Genomic DNA, 25,626 nt, shown 5'->3' with positions numbered 1-25,626 from the left:
GGACCACAGATCCTTCAAAAAGGGACCCGCCGTAAGGGCGGAAAGGTGACTATGCGTCACCATCGCCAATGAATGCGCATAAAAAAATAAAAACAATCATCCCCGAACCCGAACCCGAACCCGAACCCGAACCCGAACCCGAACCCGAACCCTTGCCCAATCCCCCACCAACCGCTATCGTCCAACCCCAAGAAAATTCATCCGATGACTGGACATACCCACCCCGTGCCCCCGCTCATCAAACGCTCCCTGGTAGAACAAGCCGTAGACCAGCTCCGCGACCGCATCGCCAAGGGCACCTGGTCCATAGGCCAACGCCTGCCCACCGAACCGGAGCTGGCCAGCGACCTGGGCATCAGCCGCAACACCGTCCGTGAGGCCATGCGCGTCCTGTCCTTCAGCGGCCTGGTAGAAATCCGCCAGGGCGACGGCAGCTACCTGCGTACCGCCGTCGACCCCTTGCAGGCCGTGCAGGTCATGTCCCGCTGCGCAGTCGAACACGCTCGCGAAACCCGCCATATCCTTGAAGCAGAAGCCATCGGCCTGGCCGCCGTGCGCCGCACCGACGCCGACCTGCAGGCCCTGCGCGAGGCCCTGCAGCACAGCGCGGAGCACTTCCATGGCGACGTCGACGCCTACGTCGAATGCGACCTGGTGTTCCACCAGCGCCTGGTGGACGCCGCCCACAACCCCGCCCTGAGCGAGCTGTACCGCTACTTCTCCAGCGTGGTCCGCGCCGCCCTGCAGCACAACATGACCACCGTCCCCCGTTGCCAGGCCGTGTTCGACCTGCACGGGCAGATCCTCGACGCCCTCGAACAACGTGATCCGGAGCGGGCCAAGCACCTGAGCCGGACCCTCATCGAATCCTGATAACGAGAAGGCCATGGCCGAACAACTGACCCGCAATACCGCTCCCCGCGAGGCGGAGCTCGAAGAACTGCTGATCGACGCCGAAGCCGACGACGAGCAGGTCCAGCAACAACCTGTCGTGCTGCGCAGGCCCTGGCTGTTGCTGCTGGGCCTGGTGCTGGTGGCGCTGAACCTGCGCCCCGCGCTGTCGAGCATGTCGCCGGTGCTCGGCCAGGTCTCTGAAGGGCTGGGGCTCAGCGCATCGCAAGCCGGCCTGCTGACCACCTTGCCGGTGCTGTGCCTGGGGCTGTTCGCGCCACTGGCGCCGATCCTGGCGCGCCGCTTCGGCAGCGAGCGGGTGATCTTCGGCATCCTGCTGACCCTGGCGCTGGGCATCCTGGTGCGCAGCACCCTGGGCGCCACTGGTGTGTTCCTCGGCAGCCTGATGGCGGGGGCGAGCATCGGCATCATCGGCGTGCTGCTGCCAGGTATCGTCAAGCGCGACTTCCCCCAGCACGCCGGTACCCTGACCGGCGTCTACACCATGGCGCTGTGTCTGGGCGCCGCGATGGCCGCCGGGGCCACGGTGCCCTTGACCCGCCACTTCGATGACAGCTGGGCACTGGGGCTGGGCTTCTGGCTGCTGCCTGCCTTGCTGGCGATGCTGGTCTGGCTACCCCAGTCCCGACAGGGTCATGGCGTGCACAAGGTGGCCTACCGCGTGCGCGGCCTGTGGCGCGACCCGCTGGCCTGGCAGGTGACGCTGTACATGGGCCTGCAATCGTCGCTGGCCTACATCGTGTTCGGCTGGTTGCCTTCGATCCTGATCGGCCGCGGGCTGAGCCCGACCGAGGCGGGGCTGGTGCTGTCCGGTTCGGTGATCGTGCAACTGATCAGTTCCCTGAGCGCTCCCTGGCTGGCCACGCGGGGCAAGGACCAGCGCCTGGCCATCGTGGTGGTGATGCTGGTGACCCTGGGCGGGTTGTTCGGTTGCCTGTATGCGCCGATCGAGGGGCTGTGGGGCTGGGCGATCCTGCTCGGCCTGGGGCAGGGCGGTACCTTCTCCCTGGCACTGACCCTGATCGTGCTGCGCTCCAAGGACGCCCATGTGGCGGCGAACCTGTCGAGCATGGCTCAGGGTGTGGGCTACACGCTGGCCTCCATGGGGCCGTTCGCGGTTGGCCTGGTGCATGATCTGACCGGAGGCTGGAGCGCGGTGGGCTGGATCTTCGCGGTGCTGGGCGTCGGGGCGATCCTGTTCGGTCTCGGCGCCGGGCGGGCGCTGCATGTGCAGGTCAGCAGCGAGCACGTTTAAGGCGCTGACTTGACCCGCGATCGTCATTCACGACGCGAATGGGCATGGTGTTGCTGGCATCCAGGCAGTATCTTGCGGGTTTCGCACCTTGCGCAGGAACAGTCCATGAGTGATGCCAACAGCGCCCTGATCACCCGTTTCTACCAGGCCTTCCAGCGTTTGGACGCCGAGGCCATGGTGGCCTGCTACAGCGAGGACATCGTCTTCAGCGACCCGGTCTTCGGCACCCTGCGCGGGCGTGACGCGGGTGACATGTGGCGGATGCTCACCGCCCGCGCCAAGGACTTCACCCTGACTTTCGACGACGTGCGCAGCGATGGCGCGCACTGGGTGGCGACCTACCTGTTCAGCCAGACCGGGCGGGTGGTGGTCAACGATATCCAGGCGCGCTTCGTGATCCGCGACGGGCTGATCTGCCAACACGACGATATCTTCGACCTGTGGCGCTGGGCGCGTCAGGCGCTGGGCATGCCGGGCGTGCTGCTGGGCTGGACGCCGATGCTGCAGAACAAGGTGCGCCAGCAGGCGTTCAAGGGGCTTCGCGCATTCCAGCAGGCGCGCTGAGGCGTTAAGCTGGCGGCCTTCTTCCGTTGCACCGAACCGAGCCGTGAGCGAAACAGCGACTTCCCCCGACTGCAAACCCTGGTACGTCTACCTGGTGCGTGCCGCCAATGGCTCGTTGTACTGCGGTATCAGCGACGATCCGCAGCGGCGTTTCATCAAGCACCAGAAAGGGCAGGGCGCGCGCTATTTCAAGACCAGCCCGGCGCAGGCGCTGGTGTATGTGGAGCAGTGGCCGGACAAGGGCGAGGCCTTGCGCCAGGAGCGGTTGGTGAAGAAGCTGCGCAAGGCGGCGAAGGAGGCGTTGGTGGCGTCCTATGCCGGACTCGGGGGGTAGTGTCCTCGCCAGGGCACCCGAGACGGGTTGCGGCGCCTTGGCCCTGCACACCTATGGCGCCGCCTTGTTCCCTGTTCAGTGCTTCATGCCTAGTTCGGCATCATCCATCAATGCTTTGGCCAGGGCGCTCAGGTAATACGACGCCCAGAGTAACTGAGGCTTTTCCTCCATGATCCCGGTGATGGTCAGGTCGCGTACGCAGCCGATCAGTTCCGAGGCCTGGTCGCGGGCGTGCTGGCAGGGGATGCCGGGTTCGATGCAGAACAGCGGGTCGGTCATGCCTTCGCCCTGGTAGAACTTGGTCTTGCCGACGGTGGTGGGGGTATCTTCTGTAGTCATAATTCTCTCCCTGAAATGGTCGGTGCCTGTGCGGGCCTCTTCGCGGGTAAACCCGCTCCCACAAGTACAGCGCTGGCTCCAAGGCACAGGTGATTCTGTGGGAGCGGGTTTACCCGCGAAAGGGCCCGCACAGGCAACACATGCATCGCGGCCTAGTGCAACGTCGGCATCTGCGCTGGCATCTGTACCTGGATCAACGCCGCTTCGAGCAACACACGCAGCGACTCCATTTCATGCATCGACGCCATCATCAGCACGGCAGCCGGCGACCTGGGTTTGAGCTGCACGGCATGATGGGCCACGGTCAAGGCGCACAGGGCGTACTCGGTGGCCTGGATGAGGGTGTCTTCGAGGGAGTGAGGGTTGTGGGGTGGATCGGGGACGATCTTTAGCATTGGCTTGGCTCTCTCAGAAGGGCCGCCACCAACTGCTGTCAAACAAGTGGGTGGCAGCTATACGTGGGTTGACAGACCGGTGAGAGAACCTGACCCGGCGCACACGAGGTGCCCCACGCACAGCCGCCATAGAGCGAAATCCATGCGGAAGGTTCTCAGCGGCCTGTCAAAGCCGATCGCTGAATGTGCAGCGACTGCCCGAGACTAGAGGCCAACCCAGACCACCGCAATGGCTTGAAAGGGCTTGGGAGTATGTTTGGGAAATGGACTACAGGGAATGGGGAAAGTCTGATGAATCGGTGATCCGTTCGAGATCGCTGGGGCTGCTTTGCAGCCCTTTCGCGGCACAAGGCCGCTTGTACAAGGGGAGCGCGATTCCTGTAGGAGCGGCCTTGTGCCGCGAAAGGGGCGCAACGCGCCCCCGGCGATTTCAGTCCTTGCGTCGCTTCAACTGGTCGATCAGTTGCGTCGGCAAGCCCTTGATCACCAGCGTCCCCGCTTCTTCGTCATACTCCACCTTCGAGCCCAGCAAATGCGCCTCGAAACTGATCGACAACCCCTCGGCACGCCCAGTAAAGCGGCGGAACTGGTTGAGGGTACGTTTGTCGGCGGGGATCTCCGGCGACAGCCCGTAGTCGCTGTTGCGGATATGGTCGTAGAACGCCTCGGGCCGATCCTCGTCGATCAGGCTGGAGAGCTCTTCCAGCGTCACCGGCTCGCCCAGCTTGGTCTGGGTGGTGGCGTAGTCGACCAGGGTCTGGGTCTTCTCCCGGGCGGACTCTTCCGGCAGGTCTTCCTTCTCGACGAAATCGCTGAAGGCCTTGAGCAGGGTGCGGGTCTCGCCCGGGCCGTCGACGCCTTCCTGGCAGCCGATGAAATCACGGAAATAATCCGAAACCTTCTTGCCGTTCTTGCCCTTGATGAACGAGATGTACTGCTTGGAGTTCTGGTTGTTCTTCCACTCGGACAGGTTGACCCGCGCCGCCAGGTGCAGCTGGCCCAGGTCCAGGTGGCGCGACGGGGTGACGTCGAGTTCGGCGTTCACCGCCACGCCTTCGCTGTGGTGCAGCAGGGCGATGGCCAGGTACTCGGTCATGCCCTGCTGGTAATGGGCGAACAGCACGTGGCCGCCGGTGGACAGGTTGGACTCTTCCATCAGCTTCTGCAGGTGCTCGACCGCGATGCGGCTGAAGGCGGCGAAGTCCTTTTCCTCATCCAGATACTGCTTGAGCCAGCCACTGAACGGGTAGGCGCCGGACTCGCCGTGGAAAAAGCCCCAGGCTTTGCCTTGTTTGGCGTTGTAGCTGTCGTTGAGGTCGGCCAGCAGGTTCTCGATGGCGTCGGAGGCTACCAGTTCGCTGTCGCGCGCATGGAGCACGGCGGGGCTGCCATCGGGCTTCTTGTCGATCAGGTGAACGATGCAATGACGGATTGGCATGGAATTCTCGGTGGTCTGAGCGGTGAAAAGTCGCGCTGCAAAAGTCGCTCAGTTTACCTCAGGGTAGGGGTGATGCAGTGGCCAGATATTGGCACAAATGCCGGTTGTTCGTTTTTTGCTCATTTTTTTGCGATTTTTCCGAAAACCCCCGAAAAACCTGCACAAAATCAATGTCGACAGCGGATATTTCTCGATTCCTGTGGTAGCTTTGCGCGGTCTTGCGCCCCTTGGGTGGCGCATTGCTGGCAGATCGCTTGCGCGGTGTCGAACCAAACGCCGATTTGCGTATCTACATACGCGATCGACGCGGCCTCTGGATTGTCCCGGGCTGGCCCGACCACCGACCAAGCATGCTGCACAACCTCTGATTTGATAGGGAAGGAACACCACCATGGCACTGACCAAAGACCAACTGATTGCCGACATCGCTGAAGCTATCGACGCGCCGAAAACCACCGCGCGTAATGCACTGGAGCAACTGGGCCAGATCGTTGCCGACCAACTGGAAAACGGCGCCGAAATCACCCTGCCAGGCATCGGCAAGCTGAAAGTCTCCGAGCGTCCTGCCCGTACCGGCCGCAACCCTTCGACTGGCGCTGCCATCGAAATCGCTGCCAAGAAAGTCGTCAAGTTCGTTCCAGCCAAAGTGCTGACCGACTCGATCAACAAGTAATTGTTGATGCGTTGACGAAACCGCGCCCGGCTTGCCCGGGCGCGGTTTTTTCATGCCTGTGATTTGCGCGCGGCATGCCATTGCTGGCGTGCGCTGTCGTCCTGGAAACTCCAGGCGACCATGCGACTCTGCTTCTGCCCCTGGCCCATTTCGACGATGCGCAGGGCCTTCACCCCGGCCTTCTTCAAGGCCGCCTCGATACCCGGCAGGTTGCTGGCCTTGGACACCAGGCTGGTGAACCACAGCACCTGGGTCGCGTACTGGGCGCTTTCGGCGACCAGTTGGCTGACGAAGCGGATCTCGCCGCCTTCGCACCACAGTTCGTTGTTCTGCCCGCCGAAGTTCAGTACCGGCAATTTGCGCTTGGGGTCCTGTTTGCCGAGGTTCTTCCACTTGCGCTGGCTGCCGCGGGTGGCTTCCTCGCGGGAGGCATGGAACGGCGGGTTGCACAGGGTGACGTCGAAGCGTTCGTCGGTCTGCAGCAGGCCACTGAGGATATGCCTGGGCTGAGCTTGCTGGCGCAGGCTGATGGCCTTGTCGAGCTTGTTGGCCTGGACGATGGCCTTGGCCGAGCCCAGGGCCACGCCGTCGATGTCGGAGCCGGTGAAGCGCCAGCGGTAGTCGCTGTGGCCAAGCAAGGGGTAGATGCAGTTGGCGCCGACGCCGATATCCAGGGCGCGTACCTGGGCGCCGCGGGGGATCTCGCCGGCATTGTCCTCGGCCAGCAGGTCGGCCAGCACGTGGATGTAGTCGGCCCGGCCGGGGATCGGCGGGCACAGGTAGTCGGCCGGAATATCCCAGTGCTGGATGCCGTACTGGGCCTTGAGCAGGGCGCGGTTGAACACCCGCACGGCCTCGGGGTTGGCAAAGTCGATGCTGGGCTTGCCGTAGGGGTTGGTGATGGTGAAGCGGGCCAGGTCCGGGTGCGCCTTGATCAGGGCGGGGAAGTCGTAGCGGCCCTGGTGGCGGTTGCGTGGGTGCAGGGTGGGTTTTTCGGTCATTGTCGGATCCGGTGTTGCCTTGCTGGTCCAGGGGCCGCTTTGCGGCCCTTTCGCGGCACAAGGCCGCTCCTACAGGAAAGCGCAGGCCTGTGAGCCATGCAATTCCCTGTAGGAGCGGCCTTGTGCCGCGAACGAGGGCGAAGCCCTCGCCGGTCAGTCAGCGATGTAGATGATTACAGCGCAGCAATCCGCGCATGCTGCTCGGTGAAGTTGGCCAGGGCCTGCTCCGACTCGGCCAGCTTGGCGCGTTCCTTCTCGATCACCGCAGGCGGTGCCTTGTCGACGAAGGCGGCGTTGGACAGCTTGCCACCGACGCGCTGGACTTCACCCTGCAAACGCTGGATCTCTTTGCTTAGGCGCGCAAGTTCGGCGTCCTTGTCGATCAGGCCGGCCATCGGCACCAGCACCTGCAGATCACCCACCAGCGCGGTGGCCGACAGCGGCGCTTCGTCCTGCTCGCCCAGCACGGTGAACGATTCGACCTTGGCCAGTTTCTTCAGCAGGGCTTCGTTTTCCTGCAGGCGACGCTGGTCGTCGGCGTTGGCGTTCTTCAGGAACAGTGGCAGCGGCTTGCCCGGGCCGATGTTCATCTCGGCGCGGATGTTGCGCAGGCCCACCATCAGCTCCTTGAGCCACTCGATGTCGCCTTCGGCGGCGGCGTCGATGCGGCTTTCGTTCGCTTCAGGCCACGGCTGCAGCATGATGGTCTTGCCTTCGATGCCGGCCAGCGGCGCGATGCGCTGCCAGATCTCTTCGGTGATGAACGGCATGAACGGGTGCGCCAGGCGCAGGGCGACTTCCAGCACGCGCACCAGGGTGCGACGGGTGCCGCGGGCGCGCTCGACCGGGGCGTTCTCGTCCCACAGCACCGGCTTGGACAGCTCCAGGTACCAGTCGCAGTACTGGTTCCAGATGAACTCGTACAGGGCCTGGCTGGCCAAGTCGAAGCGGAACTGCTCGAGCTGACGGGTCACTTCGGCTTCAGTGCGCTGCAGCTGCGAGATGATCCAGCGGTCGGCCAGCGACAGCTCGTAGGCCTCGCCGTTCTGGCCGCAATCCTCGCCCTTGTCCAGCACGTAGCGGGCGGCGTTCCAGATCTTGTTGCAGAAGTTGCGGTAGCCTTCGACGCGGCCCATGTCGAACTTGATGTCACGACCGGTGGAGGCCAGCGAGCAGAAGGTGAAGCGCAGGGCGTCGGTGCCGTAGCTGGCGATGCCTTCGGGGAACTCGGCCTTGGTCTGCTTGGCGATCTTCTCGGCAAGCTTGGGCTGCATCATGCCGCTGGTGCGTTTTTCCAGCAGGGCGTCGAGGGTGATGCCGTCGACGATGTCCAGCGGGTCGAGGACGTTGCCCTTGGACTTGGACATCTTCTGGCCCTGGCCGTCGCGGACCAGGCCGTGCACGTAGACGGTCTTGAACGGTACCTGCGGGGTGCCGTCCTCGTTCTTGATCAGGTGCATCGTCAGCATGATCATCCGGGCGACCCAGAAGAAGATGATGTCGAAGCCGGTGACCAGCACGTCGGTGGAGTGGAATTTCTTCAGGAACTCGGTCTGCTCCGGCCAGCCGAGGGTGGAGAAGGTCCACAGGCCCGAGCTGAACCAGGTGTCGAGCACGTCGTCATCCTGGCGCAGTTTCATATCGGCGCCGAGGTTGTGCTTGGCGCGCACTTCGGCCTCGTCGCGGCCGACGTAGACCTGGCCGGCCTCGTCGTACCAGGCCGGGATGCGGTGGCCCCACCACAGCTGGCGGCTGATGCACCAGTCCTGGATGTCGCGCATCCAGGAGAAGTACATGTTCTCGTACTGCTTGGGCACGAACTGGATGCGGCCGTCTTCCACGGCGGCGATGGCAGGTTCCGCCAGTGGCTTGGTAGAGACGTACCACTGGTCGGTCAGCCACGGCTCGATGATGGTGCCGGAACGGTCGCCTTTCGGGACTTTCAGGGCGTGATCGTCGATGCTGACCAGCAGGCCCTGGGCGTCCAGGTCGGCGACCATCTGCTTGCGCGCCACGAAGCGGTCGAGGCCGGCGTACTGGGCAGGCAGCGAGGTGTCGAGGTTTTCGTTGACGCTGCCGTCGAGGTTGAACGCCTGCACGGCGGCCAGCACGGTGGCGTTCTTGTCGAAGATGTTCAGCAGCGGCAGGTTGTGGCGCTTGCCGACTTCGTAGTCGTTGAAGTCGTGGGCCGGGGTGATCTTCACGCAGCCGGTGCCGAACTCGGGGTCGCAGTAGTCGTCGGCGACGATCGGGATACGACGGCCGACCAGCGGCAGTTCGACGAACTTGCCGATCAGTGCCTGGTAGCGCTCGTCGGCCGGGTTGACGGCGACGGCGACGTCACCGAGCAGGGTTTCCGGACGGGTGGTGGCGACCACCAGGTGGTCCTTGCCTTCGGCGGTCTTGGCGCCGTCTGCCAGCGGATAGCGCAGGTTCCACAGGTGGCCCTTCTCGTCGTGGTTCTCCACTTCGAGGTCGGAAATCGCCGTGTGCAGCTTGGTGTCCCAGTTGACCAGGCGCTTGCCGCGGTAGATCAGGCCGTCTTCGTGCAGGCGCACGAAAGCCTCTTTGACCGCTTCCGACAGGCCGTCGTCCATGGTGAAGCGCTCGCGGCTCCAGTCCACCGACGAGCCCAGGCGGCGGATCTGGCGGCTGATGTTGCCGCCCGATTGATCCTTCCACTCCCAGACCTTCTCCAGGAACTTGTCGCGGCCCAGGTCATGGCGATTCTGGCCCTTGGCCTCGAGCTGGCGCTCCACCAGCATCTGGGTGGCGATACCGGCGTGGTCGGTGCCCGGCTGCCACAGGGTGTCGCGACCCTGCATGCGGCGGAAGCGGATCAGCGCGTCCATGATCGCGTTGTTGAAGCCGTGGCCCATGTGCAGGCTGCCGGTCACGTTCGGCGGCGGGATCATGATGGTGTAGGACTCGCCTGCACCTTGTGGAGCGAAATAGTTCTCGGACTCCCAGGTGTTGTACCAGGAAGTTTCGATGGCGTGCGGCTGGTAGGTCTTATCCATGCGCGGCGGGACCCTTAGGCATTAATTCGGGAAAGCCGGGAAGTATAACGGAGCCGCGAGTTTCAAGCGACAAGCTGCAAGATGCGATGGAGGAACGGGAGACGTGGTAGCAGGCGATGGCCCTTTCGCGGGTAAACCCGCTCCCACAGGTGGTGTGCAACCGTCGGGTTTGCACTGTACCTGTGGGAGCGGGTTTACCCGCGAAGGCCACACCGCGGGGGCGGGTCTTACTCGGAACGCTTGAGCAAGCGCTCCAGCCGCGCATCGAGGCGACGTTTGATCTCGGTCTCGATATGCGGGGTGAAGTCGTTGATCACATCCTGCATGATCAGTTGCGCGGCGGCGCGCAGTTCGGCGTCCAGGTGCAGCAGGGTGTCCTGGCGGCGGGCCTGGGCATCTTCTTCAGGTGCCGGGGCCGCTACCGGCGCTGCCTCGGCGACGGGCGGCGCGGCGGCAGGTTCGTCAAGCAACAGGGGAATCTGCTCCACCGTCTCGGTCAGCAGCGGCGGTTGCAGGTCGGCGTCGCCCAGCAGCTCGCGGATCGATTCAAGATCGTCGAGCAGGTGGGCGGAATGGGTCAGGGAGTTCAGCTGCTTGTCCATCGTCGTCAGAGTCGCTGTAAGCGGTGATCTTGCAGAGCATAGCCCTGTTCGCGGTAGAAACGGAATCGCTCGCGTGCGGCCAGGCGGATGGCCGGTTCCTCGACGACGATTTCGGCGACCCGCTCGAACTGGCCGACGAAGGCGGGAACATCGCCGCCCAGGTTGATCAGCAGGTCACGGTGTTCGCCGGCATCAGTGCCGACACCCAGCGCGACAATGGCGTCCGGGTGCTGTTCGGCGTGGTCGTGGGGCACGAAGGCCTCGCCCTTGAACTGCCACAGGCGCAGGTCGAGCTCGTTGCGTTGCGCCTCGTCCTGGCAATGCAGGTAGACCCGGTGGCCGAGGCGCCAGGCCTTTTCACACAGCTTGCAGGCGAAATCCAGCCGCACCGACAGTGAGTCGCTGGGCAGGATGTAGAAATCGACTTTGCTCATGATCGTTCAGTGCCGGCCGGTGGCGCGTGAGCGCCACCGGCCATGCGCCATCAGGCGCCGGCGCGGTCCAGCAGGTACTGGGTGAGCAGCGGTACCGGGCGGCCCGAGGCGCCCTTGTCCTTGCCGCCGCTGATCCAGGCGGTGCCGGCGATGTCCAGGTGCGCCCAGTGGTAGGCCTTGGCGAAACGCGACAGGAAGCAGCCGGCGGTGATGGTGCCGGCCTTCGGGCCACCGATGTTGGCGATGTCGGCGAACGGGCTGTCCAGTTGCTCCTGGTACTCGTCGAACAGCGGCAGCTGCCAGGCGCGGTCGTCGGCGCGCTTGCCGGCGTCCAGCAGTTGGCCGACCAGCGCGTCGTCGTTGCCCATCAGGCCCGAGGTATGGCTGCCCAGGGCGACGATGCAGGCGCCGGTCAGGGTGGCGATGTCGATCACCGCCTGCGGCTTGAAACGCTCGGCGTAGGTGAGGGTGTCGCACAGCACCAGGCGGCCTTCGGCGTCGGTGTTGAGGATCTCGACGGTCTGCCCGCTCATGGTGGTGACGATGTCGCCCGGACGGGTGGCGCCGCCGCTCGGCATGTTCTCGGCGCAGGCCAGCAGGCACACCAGGTTGATCGGCAGCTGCAGCTCGAGCACGGCGCGCAGGGTGCCGAACACGCTGGCGGCGCCGCACATATCGTACTTCATCTCGTCCATGCCGGCGCCGGGCTTGAGGCTGATGCCGCCGGTGTCGAAGGTGATGCCCTTGCCGACCAGCACGAACGGTTTTTCGCTCTTCTTGCCGCCCTGGTAGTTGAGCACGATCAGCCGCGGCGGCTGGTCGCTGCCCTGGCCCACGGCATAGAACGCGCCCATGCCCAGGTCCTTGATCTTCTTCTCGTCCAGCACCTCGACCTTGAGGCCTTTGTGCGCCTTGCCCAGGTCCTTGGCCTGCTCGGCGAGGAAGCTTGGGTGGCAGACGTTCGGTGGCAGGTTGCCCAGGTCGCGGGTGAAGGCCATGCCGGTGGCGATGGCGCTGGCGTGTTTCACGGCGCGCTCGGCCTCGGCCTGGCCGGCCTTGGCGGTGAGCAGGGTGACTTTCTTCAGGGCGCGGGGTTCGGCCTTCTGGCTCTTGTAGCGATCGAACACGTAGTTGCCGTCCAGCAGGGTCTCGGCCAGCAGGCGGTACTTGCCGTAGTGGCCGTCGCGGCCGGTGACGGCGATGTCGTCCAGGGCCAGCACGGCGTCGCTGCCGCCCAGGCCCTTGAGCACGCCGGCGACGCTGGCGACCAGCTTGCGCCAGGCGCGATCGCCGAGGGCTTCGTCCTTGCCGCTGCCGACCAGCAGCACGCGCTCGGCCTTCAGGCCCGGCAGGCTTTGCAGCAGCAGGGTCTGGCCTGGCTTGCCGGCCAGGTCGCCACGCTTGAGCAGCGCGCTGATTGCGCCTTCGCTGGCCTGGTCGACGGCCTTGGCCGTGGCGCCAAGCTTGCGCCCTTCACCCACGGGTACGACCAAGGTCGCGGTCTTGACGGATACAGCGGCTACGCTCTTTACAACCAATTCCATGTCTGGGGTCCCCGAATGATCTGTCTGTCAGTGGGCGCTGTCTTTCGCAAGCGCTCGGAACACGCGGCTGGCGGGCGATGCCTGCCAGCGGAAAAGCTGCCAGTTTGAGCCTGCCGCGACCACGATGACAACCCCGATATGCGCCATGCTGCGCGGCCAAGTGACAGGCGCCGTCAATCACAGGATAATGCGCGCACTTTTACATGGAGGTTCGCCTTGGCGAACCGGCATTGGTCTTGGCTGTCCGAATCGTTCGTTTGGCTGTCCGCCCCTGACAACCCAGGAGTGTCTGGTTTGATCGTCTTTCGTTATCTGTCCCGCGAGGTCCTGGTGACCTTGAGCGCCGTCAGCGCCGTGCTGCTGGTGATCATCATGAGCGGGCGCTTCATCAAATACCTGGCCCAGGCGGCCCAGGGCGCGCTCGATCCAAGCGTGCTGTTCATGATCATGGGGTTCCGCCTGCCGGGCTTCCTGCAACTGATCCTGCCGCTGGGGCTGTTCCTCGGCATCCTGCTCGCCTATGGCCGGTTGTATCTCGAAAGCGAGATGACCGTGCTGTCGGCCACCGGCATGAGCCAGCAGCGCCTGCTGACCGTGACCATGGTGCCGGCGGCGCTGGTCGCCCTGCTGGTCGCCTGGCTGAGCCTGAGCCTGGCGCCTCTGGGCGTTGCCCAGGTGCAGAAGATCATCGCCCAGCAGGATGCCCTGACCGAGTTCGACACCCTGGTGCCGGGCCGTTTCCAGACCCTGCGCGACGGCTCCCGGGTGACCTACACCGAACAGCTGTCCGATGACCGCATCAAGCTCGGCGGGGTGTTCATCTCCGAGAAGCGCTTCAACCAGGACAAGACCAAGGACCGCGCGCCTTCGGTGCTGGTCGCCGAGAAGGGCCACCAGGAAGTGCAGGCCGACGGCAACCGCTACCTGGTGCTGGAGAACGGCTACCGCTACGACGGCAATCCGGGCCAGGCCGACTACCGGGCGATCAAGTACGACACCTATGGCGTGCTGCTGCCCAAGCCGGAAGTCGCCGAGGAAGTCACCGACCGCGAAGCGATCCCGACGTCCGAACTGTTCGGGCATGAAGGCATTCGCGAGCGAGCCGAGCTGCAATGGCGCCTGTCGCTGCCACTGCTGGTGTTCGTCGTGACGCTGCTGGCGGTGCCGCTGTCGCGCGTCAACCCACGCCAGGGCCGCTTCCTCAAGCTGCTGCCGGCGATCCTTTTGTACATGGCCTATCTGACGATGCTGATTTCCGTGCGTAGCGCCCTGGAGAAGGGCAAGCTGCCCATCTCGCTGGGTATGTGGTGGGTCCATGGCCTGTTCCTGCTGATCGGCCTGGCGCTGATGTATTGGGAGCCGTTGCGCCTCAAACGCGCCGCCCGTCGTGCGGAGGTGGCCCGTGGTTAAACTGGACCGCTACATCGGCAAGAGCGTGCTGCTGGCGATCGCCGCCGTGCTGGGCATCATCCTTGGCCTGGCCTCGCTGTTCGCCCTGATCGACGAACTGAACGACCTGAGTGCCACCTATACCTTCATGGATGCTGGCAGCTTCGTCCTGCTGACCGCGCCGCGCCGTCTCTACGACATGCTACCGATGGCGGCCCTGATCGGCTGCCTGATCGGCCTGGGCAGCCTGGCCAGCAGCAGCGAACTGACCATCATGCGCGCCGCCGGCGTGTCCATCGGGCGCATCGTCTGGGCGGTGATGAAGCCGATGCTGGTGCTGATGCTGGTCGGCCTGCTGATCGGCGAGTACGTGGCCCCGGTGACCGAGAACAAGGCCCAGGCCGACCGATCGCTCGCCCAGGGTGGCGGCGAGGCGCAAAGCTCCAAGCGCGGCATGTGGCACCGCCAGGGCGAGGAGTTCGTGCATATCAACTCGGTGCAGCCCAATGGCCTGCTGCTGGGCGTGACCCGCTACCGCTTCGACGCCGAGCGCAAGATCCAGACCTCCAGCTTTGCCCGCCGGGCGCAGTATGTGGAAGGCAAGTGGATGCTCAACGATGTCTCCACGACCTACTTCCGCGGCGACCACACCGAAGTGGTCAAGAGCCCTGAAGAGGTGTGGGACGTCTCGGTGACGCCGGAGCTGCTCAACACCGTGGTGCTGGCGCCGGAGTCGCTGTCGATCACCGGGCTGTGGGACTACATCCACTACCTGGCCGACCAGGGACTGAACAACTCGCGCTACTGGCTGGCGTTCTGGACCAAGGTCCTGCAACCGGCGGTCACCGCAGCGCTGGTATTGATGGCGATCTCGTTCATCTTCGGCCCGCTGCGTTCCGTGACCCTGGGGCAGCGCGTGTTCACCGGCGTGCTGGTGGGCTTCGTGTTCCGCATCGCCGGGGACCTGCTGGGGCCATCGAGCCAGGTGTTCGGCTTCCCGCCGTTGCTGGCGGTGGTGATCCCAGCGGGGATCTGTGCGCTGGCGGGCTTGTGGTTGATGCGCCGGGCGGGTTGATGGCCTGAGCTGCACAAAGAAGCCGACCCTGGGGTCGGCTTTTTTGTGCGTAACGGGATGATCAGGATTAACTCATCCTATTGTAGGAGCGGCCTTGTGCCGCGAAAGGGGCGCGAAGCGGCCCCAGGGTCTGCGCCACAAGTCAGATTGCCGGGGCCGCTTCGCAGCCCTTTCGCGGCACAAGGCCGCTCCTACAGGGTGGTCGTCGCTCGGGCTATTTCTTGCGTTTGGGCACGCGCACCAGCTGCGTCTCGGAATAGATGTCGTGCCAGCTGCGCTGGCGCTTGTCGATCAACGACCAGAAGAACCCCAGCCCCAGGCACAGCCATGAGGCGATCGACACCACGAAACGCAGCAGCGCCTGCCACAGGCTGATGGCGCTGCCGTCGGCGTTCTGCACGCGCATGCCCCACACTTGCATGCCCAGGGTCTGGCCGCCATGGGTCCAGAATTTGGCGAAGAAGCCGAACAGGGCGAACAGCAGGATCGTCGACAGCAACGGATCGCCATCCAGTGCGCCGGCCTCGGTCAGCTCACGCATGCGCGCCTCGCCGATGATCGCCATCTGGATCATCTTGTAGGCGCCGGCGGTGACGATCAGCAGGGCGGTGCACAGCAGGAAGTCATAGAACATCGCCGCCAGCCGGCGGCCCAGGCCGACGGGGGGGAAGTCACCCTGGGGTGAGAGCAGGGGCTTGGACATGCAGGACGGCTCCGAATGGCGAAGCCGCTATTCTACGGGTAAAAAAAAGCCCCTGCACTTGGCAGGGGCTTTTTGAATTTCGGGTAATCGCTTAGGCGACAACCTGAACTTTGTCAGCCTGCAGGCCTTTCTGGCCTTGCACGGCTTCGAAGGTGACTTTCTGGCCTTCTTTCAGGCTCTTGAAGCCGTTGCCTTCGATGGCACGGAAGTGAACAAACAGATCAGCACCGCTCTCAGGGGTGATGAAGCCGTAACCTTTCTCGTCATTGAACCACTTGACGGTACCGTTCTGACGCTCAGCCATTGTCTTATTTCCTATGAAACTTGAATTTTGATGACAGTTTCTTTCACGCTTTTGTAAGTGAAAGACTACTGGGCTGGGTTGCAGGAAAGTAAGAGACGTCGAACGGGTTGTAGCAGATTGCGGCTACTGGCCCAGGTCACGAACTGTTGCGACCCATGCAAACACAGTGCGATGACTCTACGCCAACTGCCGAGCGAAAAACAAGCCCTTGCGGGGGGTGAAAATCAGGGTTTTCCCGATAACCGAACGATTTGTCGGAAACGGCGTGGCGCCTGGGCTGGCGCTATGTTCAGAAGTTATTGGACAGGTTCGAAAACGAATATGTCGAACCCGTCCAAACCACTCATTCAGCCACGGTAGTAACGTTGTGCCACGAAAGGCATTTTGCTGACCTTAAGGGCAACTTGCTTGCCGCGGACCACAGCAAACAGAGCGGTATCCAGTGCGGCATGTTCGCTATCGACATACCCCATTGCCACCGGGGCGCCGAGCGTCGGACCAAATCCACCGCTGCACACCTGGCCGACAATTTTGCCGGTGCCGTCGACAATCTCGGCACCCTCGCGCACCGGGGTGCGTTCCTGCGGCAGCAGGCCTACGCGCTTGCGTGCAACTCCTTGTTGCTGCTGGGCGAATACGGCTGCGGCGCCGGGGAAACCACCGGCACGTGCGCCGTCGGCACGGCGCACCTTGGAGATCGCCCACAGCAGGCTGGCCGCGATCGGCGTGGTGGCCGTATTCATGTCGTGGCCATACAGGCACAGGCCAGCTTCCAGGCGCAGCGAGTCGCGTGCCCCCAGGCCGATTGGCTGTACCTCCGGCTCGGCCAGCAGGCGGCGGGCCAGGGCTTCGGCCTTGTCGGCCGGCACGGAAATCTCGAAACCGTCCTCACCGGTGTAGCCCGAGCGGCTGACATAGCAGTCGGCGCCGAGCAGTTGAACGGGCTGGAGCTGCATGAACGTCATCTTCGCCACTTCCGGGGCCAGGCGCTCCAGCACCTTGACCGCCGCCGGGCCTTGCAGGGCGAGCAGGGCGCGTTCCTCGAACAGCGGCTGGATCTCGCAGCGATTGCCGATATGCTTGCGCAGGTGCGCCAGGTCCTGGTCCTTGCAGGCGGCGTTGACCACCAGGAACAGGGTGTCGTCACCGAGGTTGGCGACCATCAGGTCGTCGAGGATGCCGCCCTCGGCGTTGGTGAACATGGCGTAGCGCTGCATGCCCACCGGCAGGTCGATGATGTCCACCGGTACCAGGCTTTCCAGGGCCTGGGCGGCGTCGCTGCCGCGCAGGATGATCTGGCCCATGTGCGAGACGTCGAACAGGCCGGCCTGCTCGCGGGTGTGCAGGTGCTCCTTGAGCACGCCCAGCGGGTACTGCACCGGCATGTCGTAGCCGGCGAAGGGCACCATGCGCGCGCCCAGTTCCAGGTGCAGGGCGTGCAGCGGGGTCTTGTGCAGTGTTTCGGACATCGGTGACTCCTCGTTTTTTGTTCGGGTCAACATTCAATGATGTTGACGGCCAGACCGCCGCGGGCGGTCTCCTTGTATTTGCTTTTCATGTCGGCGCCGGTCTGACGCATGGTGCGGATGACCTTGTCGAGGGAGACGTAATGCTGCCCGTCGCCGCGCAGGGCCATGCGCACCGCGTTGATCGCCTTCACCGAGCCCATGGCGTTGCGCTCGATGCAAGGCACCTGGACCAGCCCGCCGATGGGGTCGCAGGTCAGGCCCAGGTTGTGTTCCATGCCGATCTCGGCGGCGTTTTCCACCTGCTGCGGGCTGCCGCCCATCACTTCGCATAGGGCGCCGGCGGCCATCGAGCAGGCCACGCCGACCTCGCCCTGGCAGCCGACCTCGGCACCGGAGATCGAAGCGTTTTCCTTGTAGAGGATGCCGATTGCCGCTGCAGTGAGCAGGAAGCGCACCACGCCGTCTTCATTGGCACCGGGGACGAAGCGCATGTAGTAGTGCAACACCGCCGGGACGATGCCGGCGGCGCCGTTGGTCGGCGCGGTGACCACGCGCCCGCCGTAGGCGTTTTCCTCGTTCACTGCCAGGGCGTAGAGGTTGACCCAGTCGAGTACCGACAGCGCATCGCGCAGGCTGGCCTCTGGATGACGGCTGAGCTGGCGGTACAGCGCCGGTGCGCGGCGCTTGACCTTGAGCCCGCCGGGCAGGATGCCCTCATGCCTGCAACCCGCCTCGACGCAGTCCTGCATCACCTGCCAGATGCGCAGCAGGCCGGCGCGGGTCTCGGCCTCCGGACGCCAGGCGGCTTCGTTGGCCAGCATCACCTGGCTGAACGACAGCTGCTCGGTGGTGCAATGGGCCAGCAATTGCTTGCCGGTCTTGAACGGATAGGCCAGCACGGTGCTGTCCTCGACGATGCGGTCGTGGCCCGCGGCTTCTTCGTCGACCACGAAGCCGCCACCCACCGAGTAGTACTCGCGACTGCGGATCTGCAGGCCGGCGGCGTCGAAGGCGCGAAAGATCATGCCGTTGGGGTGGTATTCCAGCGGCTTGCGGATCATCGCCAGGTGCTGCTTCTCGACGAAGGCGATTTCGTGCTCGCCGAGCAGGCGCAGGCGGCCGCTGTCGCGGATCGCCTGCAGGCGGGCGGGGATGGTTTCGGTGTCGACGGTGTCCGGGTGCTCGCCCTCCAGGCCCAGCAACACGGCCTTGTCGCTGCCGTGGCCCTTGCCGGTCGCGCCGAGCGAGCCGTACAGCTCGGCCTTGATGCTGACCGTGCCGGCCAGCAGGCCGTCACGGCGCAGGCCTTCGGCGAAGCGCGCGGCGGCGCGCATCGGGCCGACCGTGTGCGAGCTGGAGGGGCCGATGCCGATCTTGAACAGGTCGAAGACGCTCAGGGACATGGTGATCTCCTAACCGGCTCTTGGGGTTGATGGTGACCTTGTGGGAGCGGGTTTACCCGCGAATGCGTCGGTGAACTCACTATCGCATTCGCGGGTAAACCCGCTCCCACAGGGGCCGAGGCCCGCCTCACAGGTGTGGGCAGGCCTGGAGCTATCAAACGTCCTGATAGCTCTCGATCGACGGGCAGGCGCAGACCAGGTTGCGGTCGCCGAACACGTTGTCGACCCGGCCCACCGGCGGCCAGTACTTGCCTTCCACCAGGCTCGGCAGCGGGTACACCGCCTGCTCGCGGCTGTAGCCGTGGGTCCATTCGCCGGCCAGCTCCGCCGCGGTGTGCGGGGCGTTCTTCAGCGGGTTGTCGTCCTTGTCCAGGCTGCCGTTCTCGACGGCGCGAATCTCCTCGCGGATCTGGATCATCGCGTTGCAGAAGCGGTCCAGTTCCTCTTTGGACTCGCTTTCGGTCGGTTCGATCATCAGCGTGCCGGCCACCGGGAAGGACATGGTCGGGGCGTGGAAGCCGAAGTCGATCAGGCGCTTGGCCACGTCGTCGACGCTGATGCCGCTGGTGTCCTTGAGCGGACGCAGGTCGAGGATGCATTCATGCGCCACCAGACCGTTGCTGCCGGTGTACAGCACAGGATAGTGCTCTTCCAGGCGACGGGCGATGTAGTTGGCGTTGAGGATCGCCATCTGCGAGGCGCGCTTGAGGCCGGCGCCACCCATCATTCGAATGTACATCCAGGTGATCGGCAGGATGCTGGCGCTGCCGAACGGCGCGGCGCACACGGCGCCCGTGGTGTTCTCCAGCGTCGCGTGGCCGGGCAGGAACGGCGCCAGGTGCGACTTGACGCCGATCGGGCCGACGCCCGGGCCGCCACCGCCGTGGGGGATGCAGAAGGTCTTGTGCAGGTTCAGGTGCGAGACGTCGCCGCCGAACTTGCCCGGTGCGCACAGGCCGACCATGGCGTTCATGTTGGCGCCGTCGATGTACACCTGGCCGCCATTGTCGTGGATGATCGCGCAGATCTCGCCGATGGCTTCCTCGAACACGCCGTGGGTCGACGGGTAGGTGATCATGATCGCCGCCAGGCGCTCGCGGTGCTCGATGGCCTTGGCGCGCAGGTCGTCGATGTCGACGTTGCCGCGGGCGTCGCAGGCGGTGACCACCACGCGCATGCCGGCCATGTGCGCGGTGGCGGGGTTGGTGCCGTGGGCCGAGGACGGGATCAGGCAGATGTCGCGGTGGCTGTCGCCACGGCTGCGGTGGTAGGCACGGATCGCCAGGAGGCCTGCGTACTCGCCCTGGGAACCGGCGTTGGGCTGCAGCGACACGGCGTCATAGCCGGTGGCGGCGCAGAGCATGGCCTCCAGCTCGGTGGTCATCTGCAGGTAGCCCTGGCTCTGCTCGGCCGGGGCGAACGGGTGCAGGTTGCCGAACTCGGCCCAGGTCACCGGGATCATCTCGCTGGCGGCGTTGAGCTTCATGGTGCACGAGCCCAGCGGGATCATGCTGCGGTCCAGCGCCAGGTCCTTGTCGGCCAGGCGGCGCAGGTAGCGCATCAGCTCGGTTTCGCTGTGATAGCGGTTGAACACCGGGTGCTCGAGAATGGCCGACTGGCGCAGCAGGCCAGCCGGCAGGCGCACGGCGACAGTGTTGGCCAGGGCGGCGAGGTCCGGGGTGGCCTGGCCGTCGGCGAATAGCTGCCACAAGGCCTCGACATCGGCCTGGCTGCTGGTTTCGTCCAGCGACAGGCCCAGATGGGCGGCGTCGACCTGGCGCAGGTTGATGCCCTGGGCGCGGGCCTTGTCGTGCAAGGCGCTGGTAGCGCTGCCGGTGGCCAGGGTCAGGGTATCGAAGAAGTCGCCGGTGACCACTTTCACGCCCAGTTTGGTCAGGCCGGTGGCCAGGATCGCGGTCAGTGCGTGGGTACGCTCGGCGATGCGCTTGAGGCCGGCCGGGCCGTGGTACACGGCGTACATGCTGGCGATGTTGGCCAGCAGCACCTGGGCGGTGCAGATGTTGCTGGTGGCCTTCTCGCGGCGGATGTGCTGTTCGCGGGTCTGCATGGCCAGGCGCAGGGCGCTCTTGCCGAAGCGGTCGATCGATACGCCGACCAGGCGCCCCGGCATGTCACGCTTGAACGCGTCGCGGGTGGCGAAGTAGGCCGCGTGCGGGCCACCGAAGCCCAGCGGCACACCGAAGCGCTGGGCGCTGCCGATGGCCACGTCGGCGTCGAATTCGCCCGGCGGGGTGAGCAGGGTCAGGGCCAGCAGGTCGGCGGCCACGGCCACCAGGGCGCCTGCGGCGTGGAAGCGCTGCACCACTTCGCGGTAGTCGAACACGTCACCGTTGCTGGCCGGGTACTGCAGCAGAGCGCCGAAGAAGGCGCTGACATCGCCCAGTTCACGCTCGTCGCCCACCACCACCTCGATGCCCAGCGGCTCGGCACGGGTGCGCAGCACGTCGAGGGTCTGCGGGTGGCAGTGCGCGGAGGCGAAGAAGGCATGGCTGGCCTTGTTCTTCGACAGGCGCTTGCAGAAGGTCATGGCTTCGGCGGCGGCGGTGGCCTCGTCGAGCAGGGAGGCGTTGGCGATCGGCAGGCCGCTGAGGTCGCTGATCAGGGTCTGGAAGTTCAGCAGCGCTTCCAGGCGGCCTTGGGAGATCTCTGGCTGGTACGGGGTGTAGGCGGTGTACCAGGCCGGGTTTTCCAGCAGGTTGCGCAGGATCGGCGCCGGGGTATGGGTGTTGTAGTAGCCCTGGCCGATGTAGCTCTTGAACAGCTGGTTCTTGCCGGCGATGGCTTTCAGCGCGGCGAGGGCGTCGGCCTCGCTCTGGCCGTCTTCGCTGCCGAGCACGCTGGTGCCCTTGATGCTGTCAGGAATGACCGCGGCGGTCATCGCTTCCAGCGAGTCGAAGCCCAGAGTGGTGAGCATGGCCTGCTCGTCAGCGGCGCGCGGGCCGATGTGACGGGCGACGAATTCGTTGGCGGTGCCGAGGTTGATGGTCATGGTGGATACCTCAGGCGTCGTCGTTGGCTTTGATCAGGCGGTCGTAGGCGTCCTGGTCGAGCAGGGCGTTCACTTCGTTCATGTCGGCGGGGATGAAGCGGAAGAACCAGCCTTCGCCCAAAGGGTCTTCGTTGACCAGCTCGGGGCTGTCGTTCAGGCCTTCGTTGACCGCGACCACTTCGCCGGTCAGCGGCATGTACACGCCACTGGCGGCCTTTACCGATTCCACGGTGGAGGCTTCGGCGCCCTTGTCGTACTGCTGCAGTTCCGGCAGTTGCACATAGACCACGTCGCCGAGGGCGTTCTGGGCGTAGGCGGTGATGCCTACGGTGACGCTGCCGTCGGCTTCGACGCGCAGCCATTCGTGATCTTCGGTGAAACGCAACTCGCTCATGGGAATTCCTCGGGAAGCAGGGGGCGTTGGGCGCGGTAGGCTCCGCGCTCTTAAGGTTGGAATTCCCTTAGCAATAATGTGGCCAGTTATTAAAAGTCCTTATAAATCAATAATTTAAAATTAATCTGTAGGCGCTCTGTCATTCTTGTGGAATGAAAACGATACAGATGGGCTGGGAATCAAAAGCGTTGTGGGATCAAACCCTTGCAAAGGCGCATGCAAATGGGTGTGTATCGATATCGATACATAGGAATGAATTCGTTACATGACGACGTCGCGCGATTCAGCCTCGGGTTGGAATTCCATATTTTCGCAAGCGCTGGGCAATGGCCGTGTGCGAAGTCTGCAAGCGTCCGGCCAACTGCCGGGTCGAGGGGTAGCTGGCGTACAGCCGCTGCAACAGTTCGCGCTCGAAATCCCCCACCGCCTGTTCCAGGCTGGCCACCTCGCCATCTTGCCCGCGTGCCACCGAGGTGCCAGCGATGTCCAGGTCATCGATATCCACCACGTTGCTTTCACAGATGGCCGCGGCGCGGAAGATCACGTTCTGTAGCTGGCGCACGTTGCCCGGCCAGGGATTGGCCAGCAGTGCCGGATGCGTGGCAGGCGCCAGCCGGCAGGCTGGGCGCTGGATCTGGGTGCAGGCCTGCTGCATGAAGAACTGCGCCAGCGACAGGATGTCCTGGCCGCGATCGCGCAGCGGCGGGACCTGCAGGTTGAGCACATTGAGGCGGTAGAACAGGTCTTCGCGGAAGGTGCCTTCGCCGACCATGCGCTCCAGGTCGCGGTGGGTGGCGCTGATGATGCGCACGTCCACCTTCACCTCGCGGTCGCCGCCCACGCGGCGGAAGCTGCCATCGCTGAGAAACCGCAGCAGCTTGGCTTGCAGGTAGGGCGACATCTCGCCGATCTCGTCGAGGAACACCGTGCCCTGGTTGGCCAGCTCCATCAGCCCGGGCTTGCCACCACGTTGCGCGCCGGTGAAAGCGCCGGGGGCGTAGCCGAACAGTTCGCTCTCGGCCAGGCTCTCGGGCAGCGCGGCGCAGTTGAGCGCCAGGAACGGCGAGGCATGGCGGCTGCTGATGGCATGGCAGGCTCGGGCCACCAGCTCCTTGCCGGTACCGGTCTCGCCGTGCACCAGCAGTGGTGCGTCGAGGGTGGCCACGCGCAGGGCGCGGGCCTTGAGGGTACGGATGGCCGGGGAGTCGCCGAGCATGGCGTCGAAACCTTCGGCATGGTCGTGGTGCAGGGCCGACAGGCGCTCACCCATGCGGTTGGGCGGGTACAGGGTCAGCAGGCCGCCGGCGTGGGTGATCGGCGTGGCGTCGAGCAGCAGGCTCTGGCCGTTGAGCTGCATCTCGCGCATGGGCAGGTGGAAGTTGTTGTCCAGCAGGGCCTGGAGCAGGTCGGGATCGCCGAACAGCTCGCCCACCGAGCGCCCGGCTGACTCGCGCCCGCACAGGGCGATCAGCGCCGGGTTGGCCAGCAGCACCTTGCCTGCGCTGTCCACCGCCAGCACCGGGTCGCTCATGGCGGCGAGCAGGGCGTCGAGTTGCAGGTGGCGGCGCTGGCCGGGGAGGATGTCGACCACTTGCACCGACTGTACGCCGCGCACCTCGAACAGGGCGTCGTGCAGCTCTTCGAGCACGGCGGGGCTCAGGGTCGGGGCATCGATGTAGACGTTCGGCGGGACCATCTCCACGGCATCGAGGTTGAGGTTGCGGGCACCGAGCAGGGCCAGGACTTCCTGGGTGATGCCGACGCGGTCGATGAAGCTGACGTGGATGCGCATGATGAGCGAGGCTTTGGCTGGGATGGGCGTCAGTATGCCTTGCGATGTCGTTCTAGCCCACTATTGCCGGGGCTGCTGCGCAGCCCTTTCGCGGCACAAGGCCGCTCCTACAGGTGCGTTCGATCCCTGTAGGAGCGGCCTTGTGCCGCGAAAGGGCCGCGCAGCGGCCCCGAGGATCACTCCAGATGCTCTGGCTTGATCGGGTCACCCGATTTCACATCCAGCTTGGTGCGAATGTCTTCGAACATGTAGTCATACAGCTTGTGCGGCGAACCGAGGTTCTCGAACTTCTTCGGTGGCGGCAGGAACGACTGGGCCTTGCGGCTCAACTGCATCAGAAAGCTCGGCAGCACCTGGTCCTTGGCCAGGAAGAACTTTTCGTCCACCGCCTTGCCTTCGATCTTGCCATGCATGCGGAACTGGATGCCGCGGCCTTCACTCGGGTCCGACACGGCCTCGTAGTCGATGCACAGGTCGTAGCTGTGGTCGTTGGTGTTCAGCGCGGTGCGCTCGATATGCACGTGACCAGGTTGATACTGGGCCATGGCGAGTCCTCCGGAAGGTTGAAAACGGCGGGTGCCAGGCACCCGCCAACTGCATTCAACGGTAGCTGATACCGGGCTTGGCGGTGGAAACCCGCGTGCCGGCGGTGCCCTTGACGATGTCCTCGATGTTCTCCAGCGAGCTGATCACCGCCACCTTGCCGGTGTTGCGCGCAAAGTCGCAGGCGGCCTGGACCTTCGGCCCCATGGAGCCGGCGGCAAAGCCCAGTTTTTCGAGCTCGTCCGGATGAGCCTGGGCGATGGCTTTTTTCGTCGGTTTACCGAAATCAATGTACGCCGCGTCGACGTCGGTGGCGATGATCAGCAGGTCGGCTTCCAGTTGTTCGGCGAGCAGCGCCGAGCACAGGTCCTTGTCAATCACCGCCTCGATGCCCTTGAGCTTGCGGTTCTCGTCATACATGGTGGGGATGCCGCCGCCGCCGGCGCAGATCACGATGCTGCTCTTCTCCAGCAGCCACTTGATCGGGCGGATCTCGAAGATGCGCTTGGGTTTCGGGCTGGCCACCACGCGGCGGTACTTGTCGCCGTCGGGCTTGACCACCCAGCCTTTTTCCTTGGCCAGGCGTTCGGCCTCGTCCTTGGCGTAGACCGGGCCGATGAACTTGGTCGGGTCCTTGAACGCCGGGTCGTTGGCGTCCACTTCCACCTGGGTGAGCAGGGTGGCGAACGGCACCTCGAAGGCCAGCAGGTTGCCCAGCTCCTGTTCGATCATGTAGCCGATCATGCCTTCGGTCTCGGCGCCGAGCACGTCCAGCGGATAGGCTTCATCCGGCTTGTACGACAGCCCCTGCAGCGACAGCAGGCCGACCTGCGGGCCGTTGCCGTGGGCGATGACCAGTTCGTTGCCGGGGTGGATCTTGGCGATCTGCTCGGTGGCGGTGCGGATATTGGCGCGCTGGTTGTCGGCGGTCATCGGTTCGCCGCGGCGCAGCAGGGCGTTGCCGCCCAATGCAACAACGATACGCATGGGGAATGTCCTTTAAACGGGGAGTGACGATCCTGTGGGAGCGGGT

General features: G+C 64.7%; 24 protein-coding genes. 7 read left to right on the top strand and 17 right to left on the bottom strand.

From position 1 onward, the window contains the following. Window positions 1-225 precede the first annotated feature (225 nt). The 4 genes from NMG10_RS16655 to NMG10_RS16640 all read left to right on the top strand — a co-directional run bounded on the left by NMG10_RS16655 (window position 226) and on the right by NMG10_RS16640 (window position 3,065). Entirely contained in the window at window positions 226-873 is a 648-nt protein-coding gene (locus NMG10_RS16655; protein ID WP_254464743.1) for a FadR/GntR family transcriptional regulator, read from the top strand. A gap of 13 nt (window positions 874-886) precedes the next feature. Continuing rightward, window positions 887-2,167 (top strand): MFS transporter, encoded by a 1,281-nt coding sequence (locus tag NMG10_RS16650; protein WP_232855981.1) that lies wholly within the window; start codon window positions 887-889, stop codon window positions 2,165-2,167. A gap of 105 nt (window positions 2,168-2,272) precedes the next feature. Next, entirely contained in the window at window positions 2,273-2,731 is a 459-nt protein-coding gene (locus tag NMG10_RS16645; RefSeq protein WP_234563120.1) for a nuclear transport factor 2 family protein, read from the top strand. 43 nt (window positions 2,732-2,774) lie between these two features. After that, window positions 2,775-3,065 carry a GIY-YIG nuclease family protein gene (locus tag NMG10_RS16640; RefSeq protein WP_203650858.1) on the top strand — a complete coding sequence of 97 codons (291 nt, stop codon included), beginning with the start codon at window positions 2,775-2,777 and terminating at the stop codon, window positions 3,063-3,065. 75 nt (window positions 3,066-3,140) lie between these two features. On the opposite strand, the gene NMG10_RS16635 is transcribed toward NMG10_RS16640, so the two are convergent. From NMG10_RS16635 to yejK, 3 genes are all read right to left on the bottom strand, one after another. Continuing rightward, window positions 3,141-3,404, bottom strand: coding sequence for a DUF3077 domain-containing protein (locus NMG10_RS16635; RefSeq protein WP_234563119.1), 264 nt, complete (start codon window positions 3,402-3,404; stop codon window positions 3,141-3,143). A gap of 152 nt (window positions 3,405-3,556) precedes the next feature. Continuing rightward, the gene (locus tag NMG10_RS16630; protein ID WP_203650859.1) at window positions 3,557-3,799 is read right to left on the bottom strand and encodes a hypothetical protein; all 243 of its coding nucleotides are present in this window, start codon (window positions 3,797-3,799) and stop codon (window positions 3,557-3,559) included. 430 nt (window positions 3,800-4,229) lie between these two features. Then, window positions 4,230-5,237: a nucleoid-associated protein YejK gene (gene yejK / locus NMG10_RS16625; RefSeq protein ID WP_203650860.1), complete on the bottom strand. Its 1,008-nt coding sequence runs from the start codon at window positions 5,235-5,237 to the stop codon at window positions 4,230-4,232. 391 nt (window positions 5,238-5,628) lie between these two features. Here yejK and NMG10_RS16620 point away from each other — a divergent pair, with 391 nt between their 5' ends. Then, window positions 5,629-5,910 (top strand): HU family DNA-binding protein, encoded by a 282-nt coding sequence (locus tag NMG10_RS16620; RefSeq protein WP_110738284.1) that lies wholly within the window; start codon window positions 5,629-5,631, stop codon window positions 5,908-5,910. Between the two features lie 50 nt (window positions 5,911-5,960). Here NMG10_RS16620 and rlmF read toward each other — a convergent pair whose 3' ends face one another. The 5 genes from rlmF to NMG10_RS16595 all read right to left on the bottom strand — a co-directional run bounded on the left by rlmF (window position 5,961) and on the right by NMG10_RS16595 (window position 12,511). Further along, window positions 5,961-6,911, bottom strand: coding sequence for a 23S rRNA (adenine(1618)-N(6))-methyltransferase RlmF (gene rlmF, locus NMG10_RS16615; RefSeq protein ID WP_232855978.1), 951 nt, complete (start codon window positions 6,909-6,911; stop codon window positions 5,961-5,963). A gap of 173 nt (window positions 6,912-7,084) precedes the next feature. After that, a complete protein-coding gene (locus tag NMG10_RS16610; protein WP_254464742.1) occupies window positions 7,085-9,931 on the bottom strand; it encodes a valine--tRNA ligase in 2,847 nt (948 codons plus the stop codon). A 227-nt stretch (window positions 9,932-10,158) separates the two neighbouring features. Continuing rightward, window positions 10,159-10,533, bottom strand: coding sequence for a DNA polymerase III subunit chi (locus NMG10_RS16605; protein ID WP_110738287.1), 375 nt, complete (start codon window positions 10,531-10,533; stop codon window positions 10,159-10,161). Between the two features lie 5 nt (window positions 10,534-10,538). After that, window positions 10,539-10,967: a DNA polymerase III subunit chi gene (locus NMG10_RS16600; protein ID WP_203650868.1), complete on the bottom strand. Its 429-nt coding sequence runs from the start codon at window positions 10,965-10,967 to the stop codon at window positions 10,539-10,541. 50 nt (window positions 10,968-11,017) lie between these two features. Then, window positions 11,018-12,511 carry a leucyl aminopeptidase gene (locus tag NMG10_RS16595; protein ID WP_254464741.1) on the bottom strand — a complete coding sequence of 498 codons (1,494 nt, stop codon included), beginning with the start codon at window positions 12,509-12,511 and terminating at the stop codon, window positions 11,018-11,020. Between the two features lie 294 nt (window positions 12,512-12,805). On the opposite strand from NMG10_RS16595, the gene lptF reads away from it, so the two are divergent. Together lptF and lptG are read left to right on the top strand one after the other, a co-directional pair. After that, entirely contained in the window at window positions 12,806-13,921 is a 1,116-nt protein-coding gene (gene lptF, locus NMG10_RS16590; RefSeq protein WP_232855973.1) for an LPS export ABC transporter permease LptF, read from the top strand. Beyond that, a complete protein-coding gene (lptG, locus tag NMG10_RS16585; protein ID WP_110738291.1) occupies window positions 13,914-14,975 on the top strand; it encodes an LPS export ABC transporter permease LptG in 1,062 nt (353 codons plus the stop codon). The genes lptF and lptG overlap by 8 nt, the downstream gene beginning before the upstream one ends. Window positions 14,976-15,189: 214 nt before the next feature. Here the strand turns inward: lptG and NMG10_RS16580 are convergent, their stop codons facing one another. From NMG10_RS16580 to arcC, 9 genes are all read right to left on the bottom strand, one after another. Beyond that, entirely contained in the window at window positions 15,190-15,678 is a 489-nt protein-coding gene (locus tag NMG10_RS16580) for an RDD family protein (protein WP_203650875.1), read from the bottom strand. A gap of 91 nt (window positions 15,679-15,769) precedes the next feature. Continuing rightward, a complete protein-coding gene (locus NMG10_RS16575; RefSeq protein ID WP_050704121.1) occupies window positions 15,770-15,982 on the bottom strand; it encodes a cold-shock protein in 213 nt (70 codons plus the stop codon). 347 nt (window positions 15,983-16,329) lie between these two features. Beyond that, window positions 16,330-17,451 carry a glycine cleavage system aminomethyltransferase GcvT gene (gene gcvT / locus NMG10_RS16570; protein ID WP_254464740.1) on the bottom strand — a complete coding sequence of 374 codons (1,122 nt, stop codon included), beginning with the start codon at window positions 17,449-17,451 and terminating at the stop codon, window positions 16,330-16,332. A gap of 26 nt (window positions 17,452-17,477) precedes the next feature. Further along, the gene (locus tag NMG10_RS16565; protein ID WP_254464739.1) at window positions 17,478-18,854 is read right to left on the bottom strand and encodes an L-serine ammonia-lyase; all 1,377 of its coding nucleotides are present in this window, start codon (window positions 18,852-18,854) and stop codon (window positions 17,478-17,480) included. Between the two features lie 154 nt (window positions 18,855-19,008). Then, the gene (gene gcvP / locus NMG10_RS16560; protein ID WP_254464738.1) at window positions 19,009-21,864 is read right to left on the bottom strand and encodes an aminomethyl-transferring glycine dehydrogenase; all 2,856 of its coding nucleotides are present in this window, start codon (window positions 21,862-21,864) and stop codon (window positions 19,009-19,011) included. A 10-nt stretch (window positions 21,865-21,874) separates the two neighbouring features. Next, the gene (gene gcvH, locus NMG10_RS16555) at window positions 21,875-22,258 is read right to left on the bottom strand and encodes a glycine cleavage system protein GcvH (RefSeq protein WP_232855969.1); all 384 of its coding nucleotides are present in this window, start codon (window positions 22,256-22,258) and stop codon (window positions 21,875-21,877) included. Window positions 22,259-22,541: 283 nt separating this feature from the next. Further along, complete coding sequence (locus NMG10_RS16550) at window positions 22,542-24,050, bottom strand: sigma-54-dependent transcriptional regulator (protein WP_254464737.1); 1,509 nt, start codon at window positions 24,048-24,050, stop codon at window positions 22,542-22,544. Window positions 24,051-24,226: 176 nt separating this feature from the next. Next, window positions 24,227-24,595, bottom strand: a complete 369-nt coding sequence (locus tag NMG10_RS16545) for a DUF5064 family protein (protein WP_203650888.1) — start codon at window positions 24,593-24,595, stop codon at window positions 24,227-24,229. A gap of 55 nt (window positions 24,596-24,650) precedes the next feature. Beyond that, a complete protein-coding gene (arcC, locus tag NMG10_RS16540) occupies window positions 24,651-25,580 on the bottom strand; it encodes a carbamate kinase (protein WP_203650896.1) in 930 nt (309 codons plus the stop codon). Between the last annotated feature and the right edge of the window lie 46 nt (window positions 25,581-25,626).

This window comes from Pseudomonas sp. DVZ6 (assembly GCF_024259445.1).
Taxonomy (GTDB): domain Bacteria; phylum Pseudomonadota; class Gammaproteobacteria; order Pseudomonadales; family Pseudomonadaceae; genus Aquipseudomonas; species Aquipseudomonas peradeniyensis.
The sequence above is the reverse complement of the archived record's forward strand: the minus strand, read 5'-3'. Positions and strand labels throughout refer to the sequence as shown.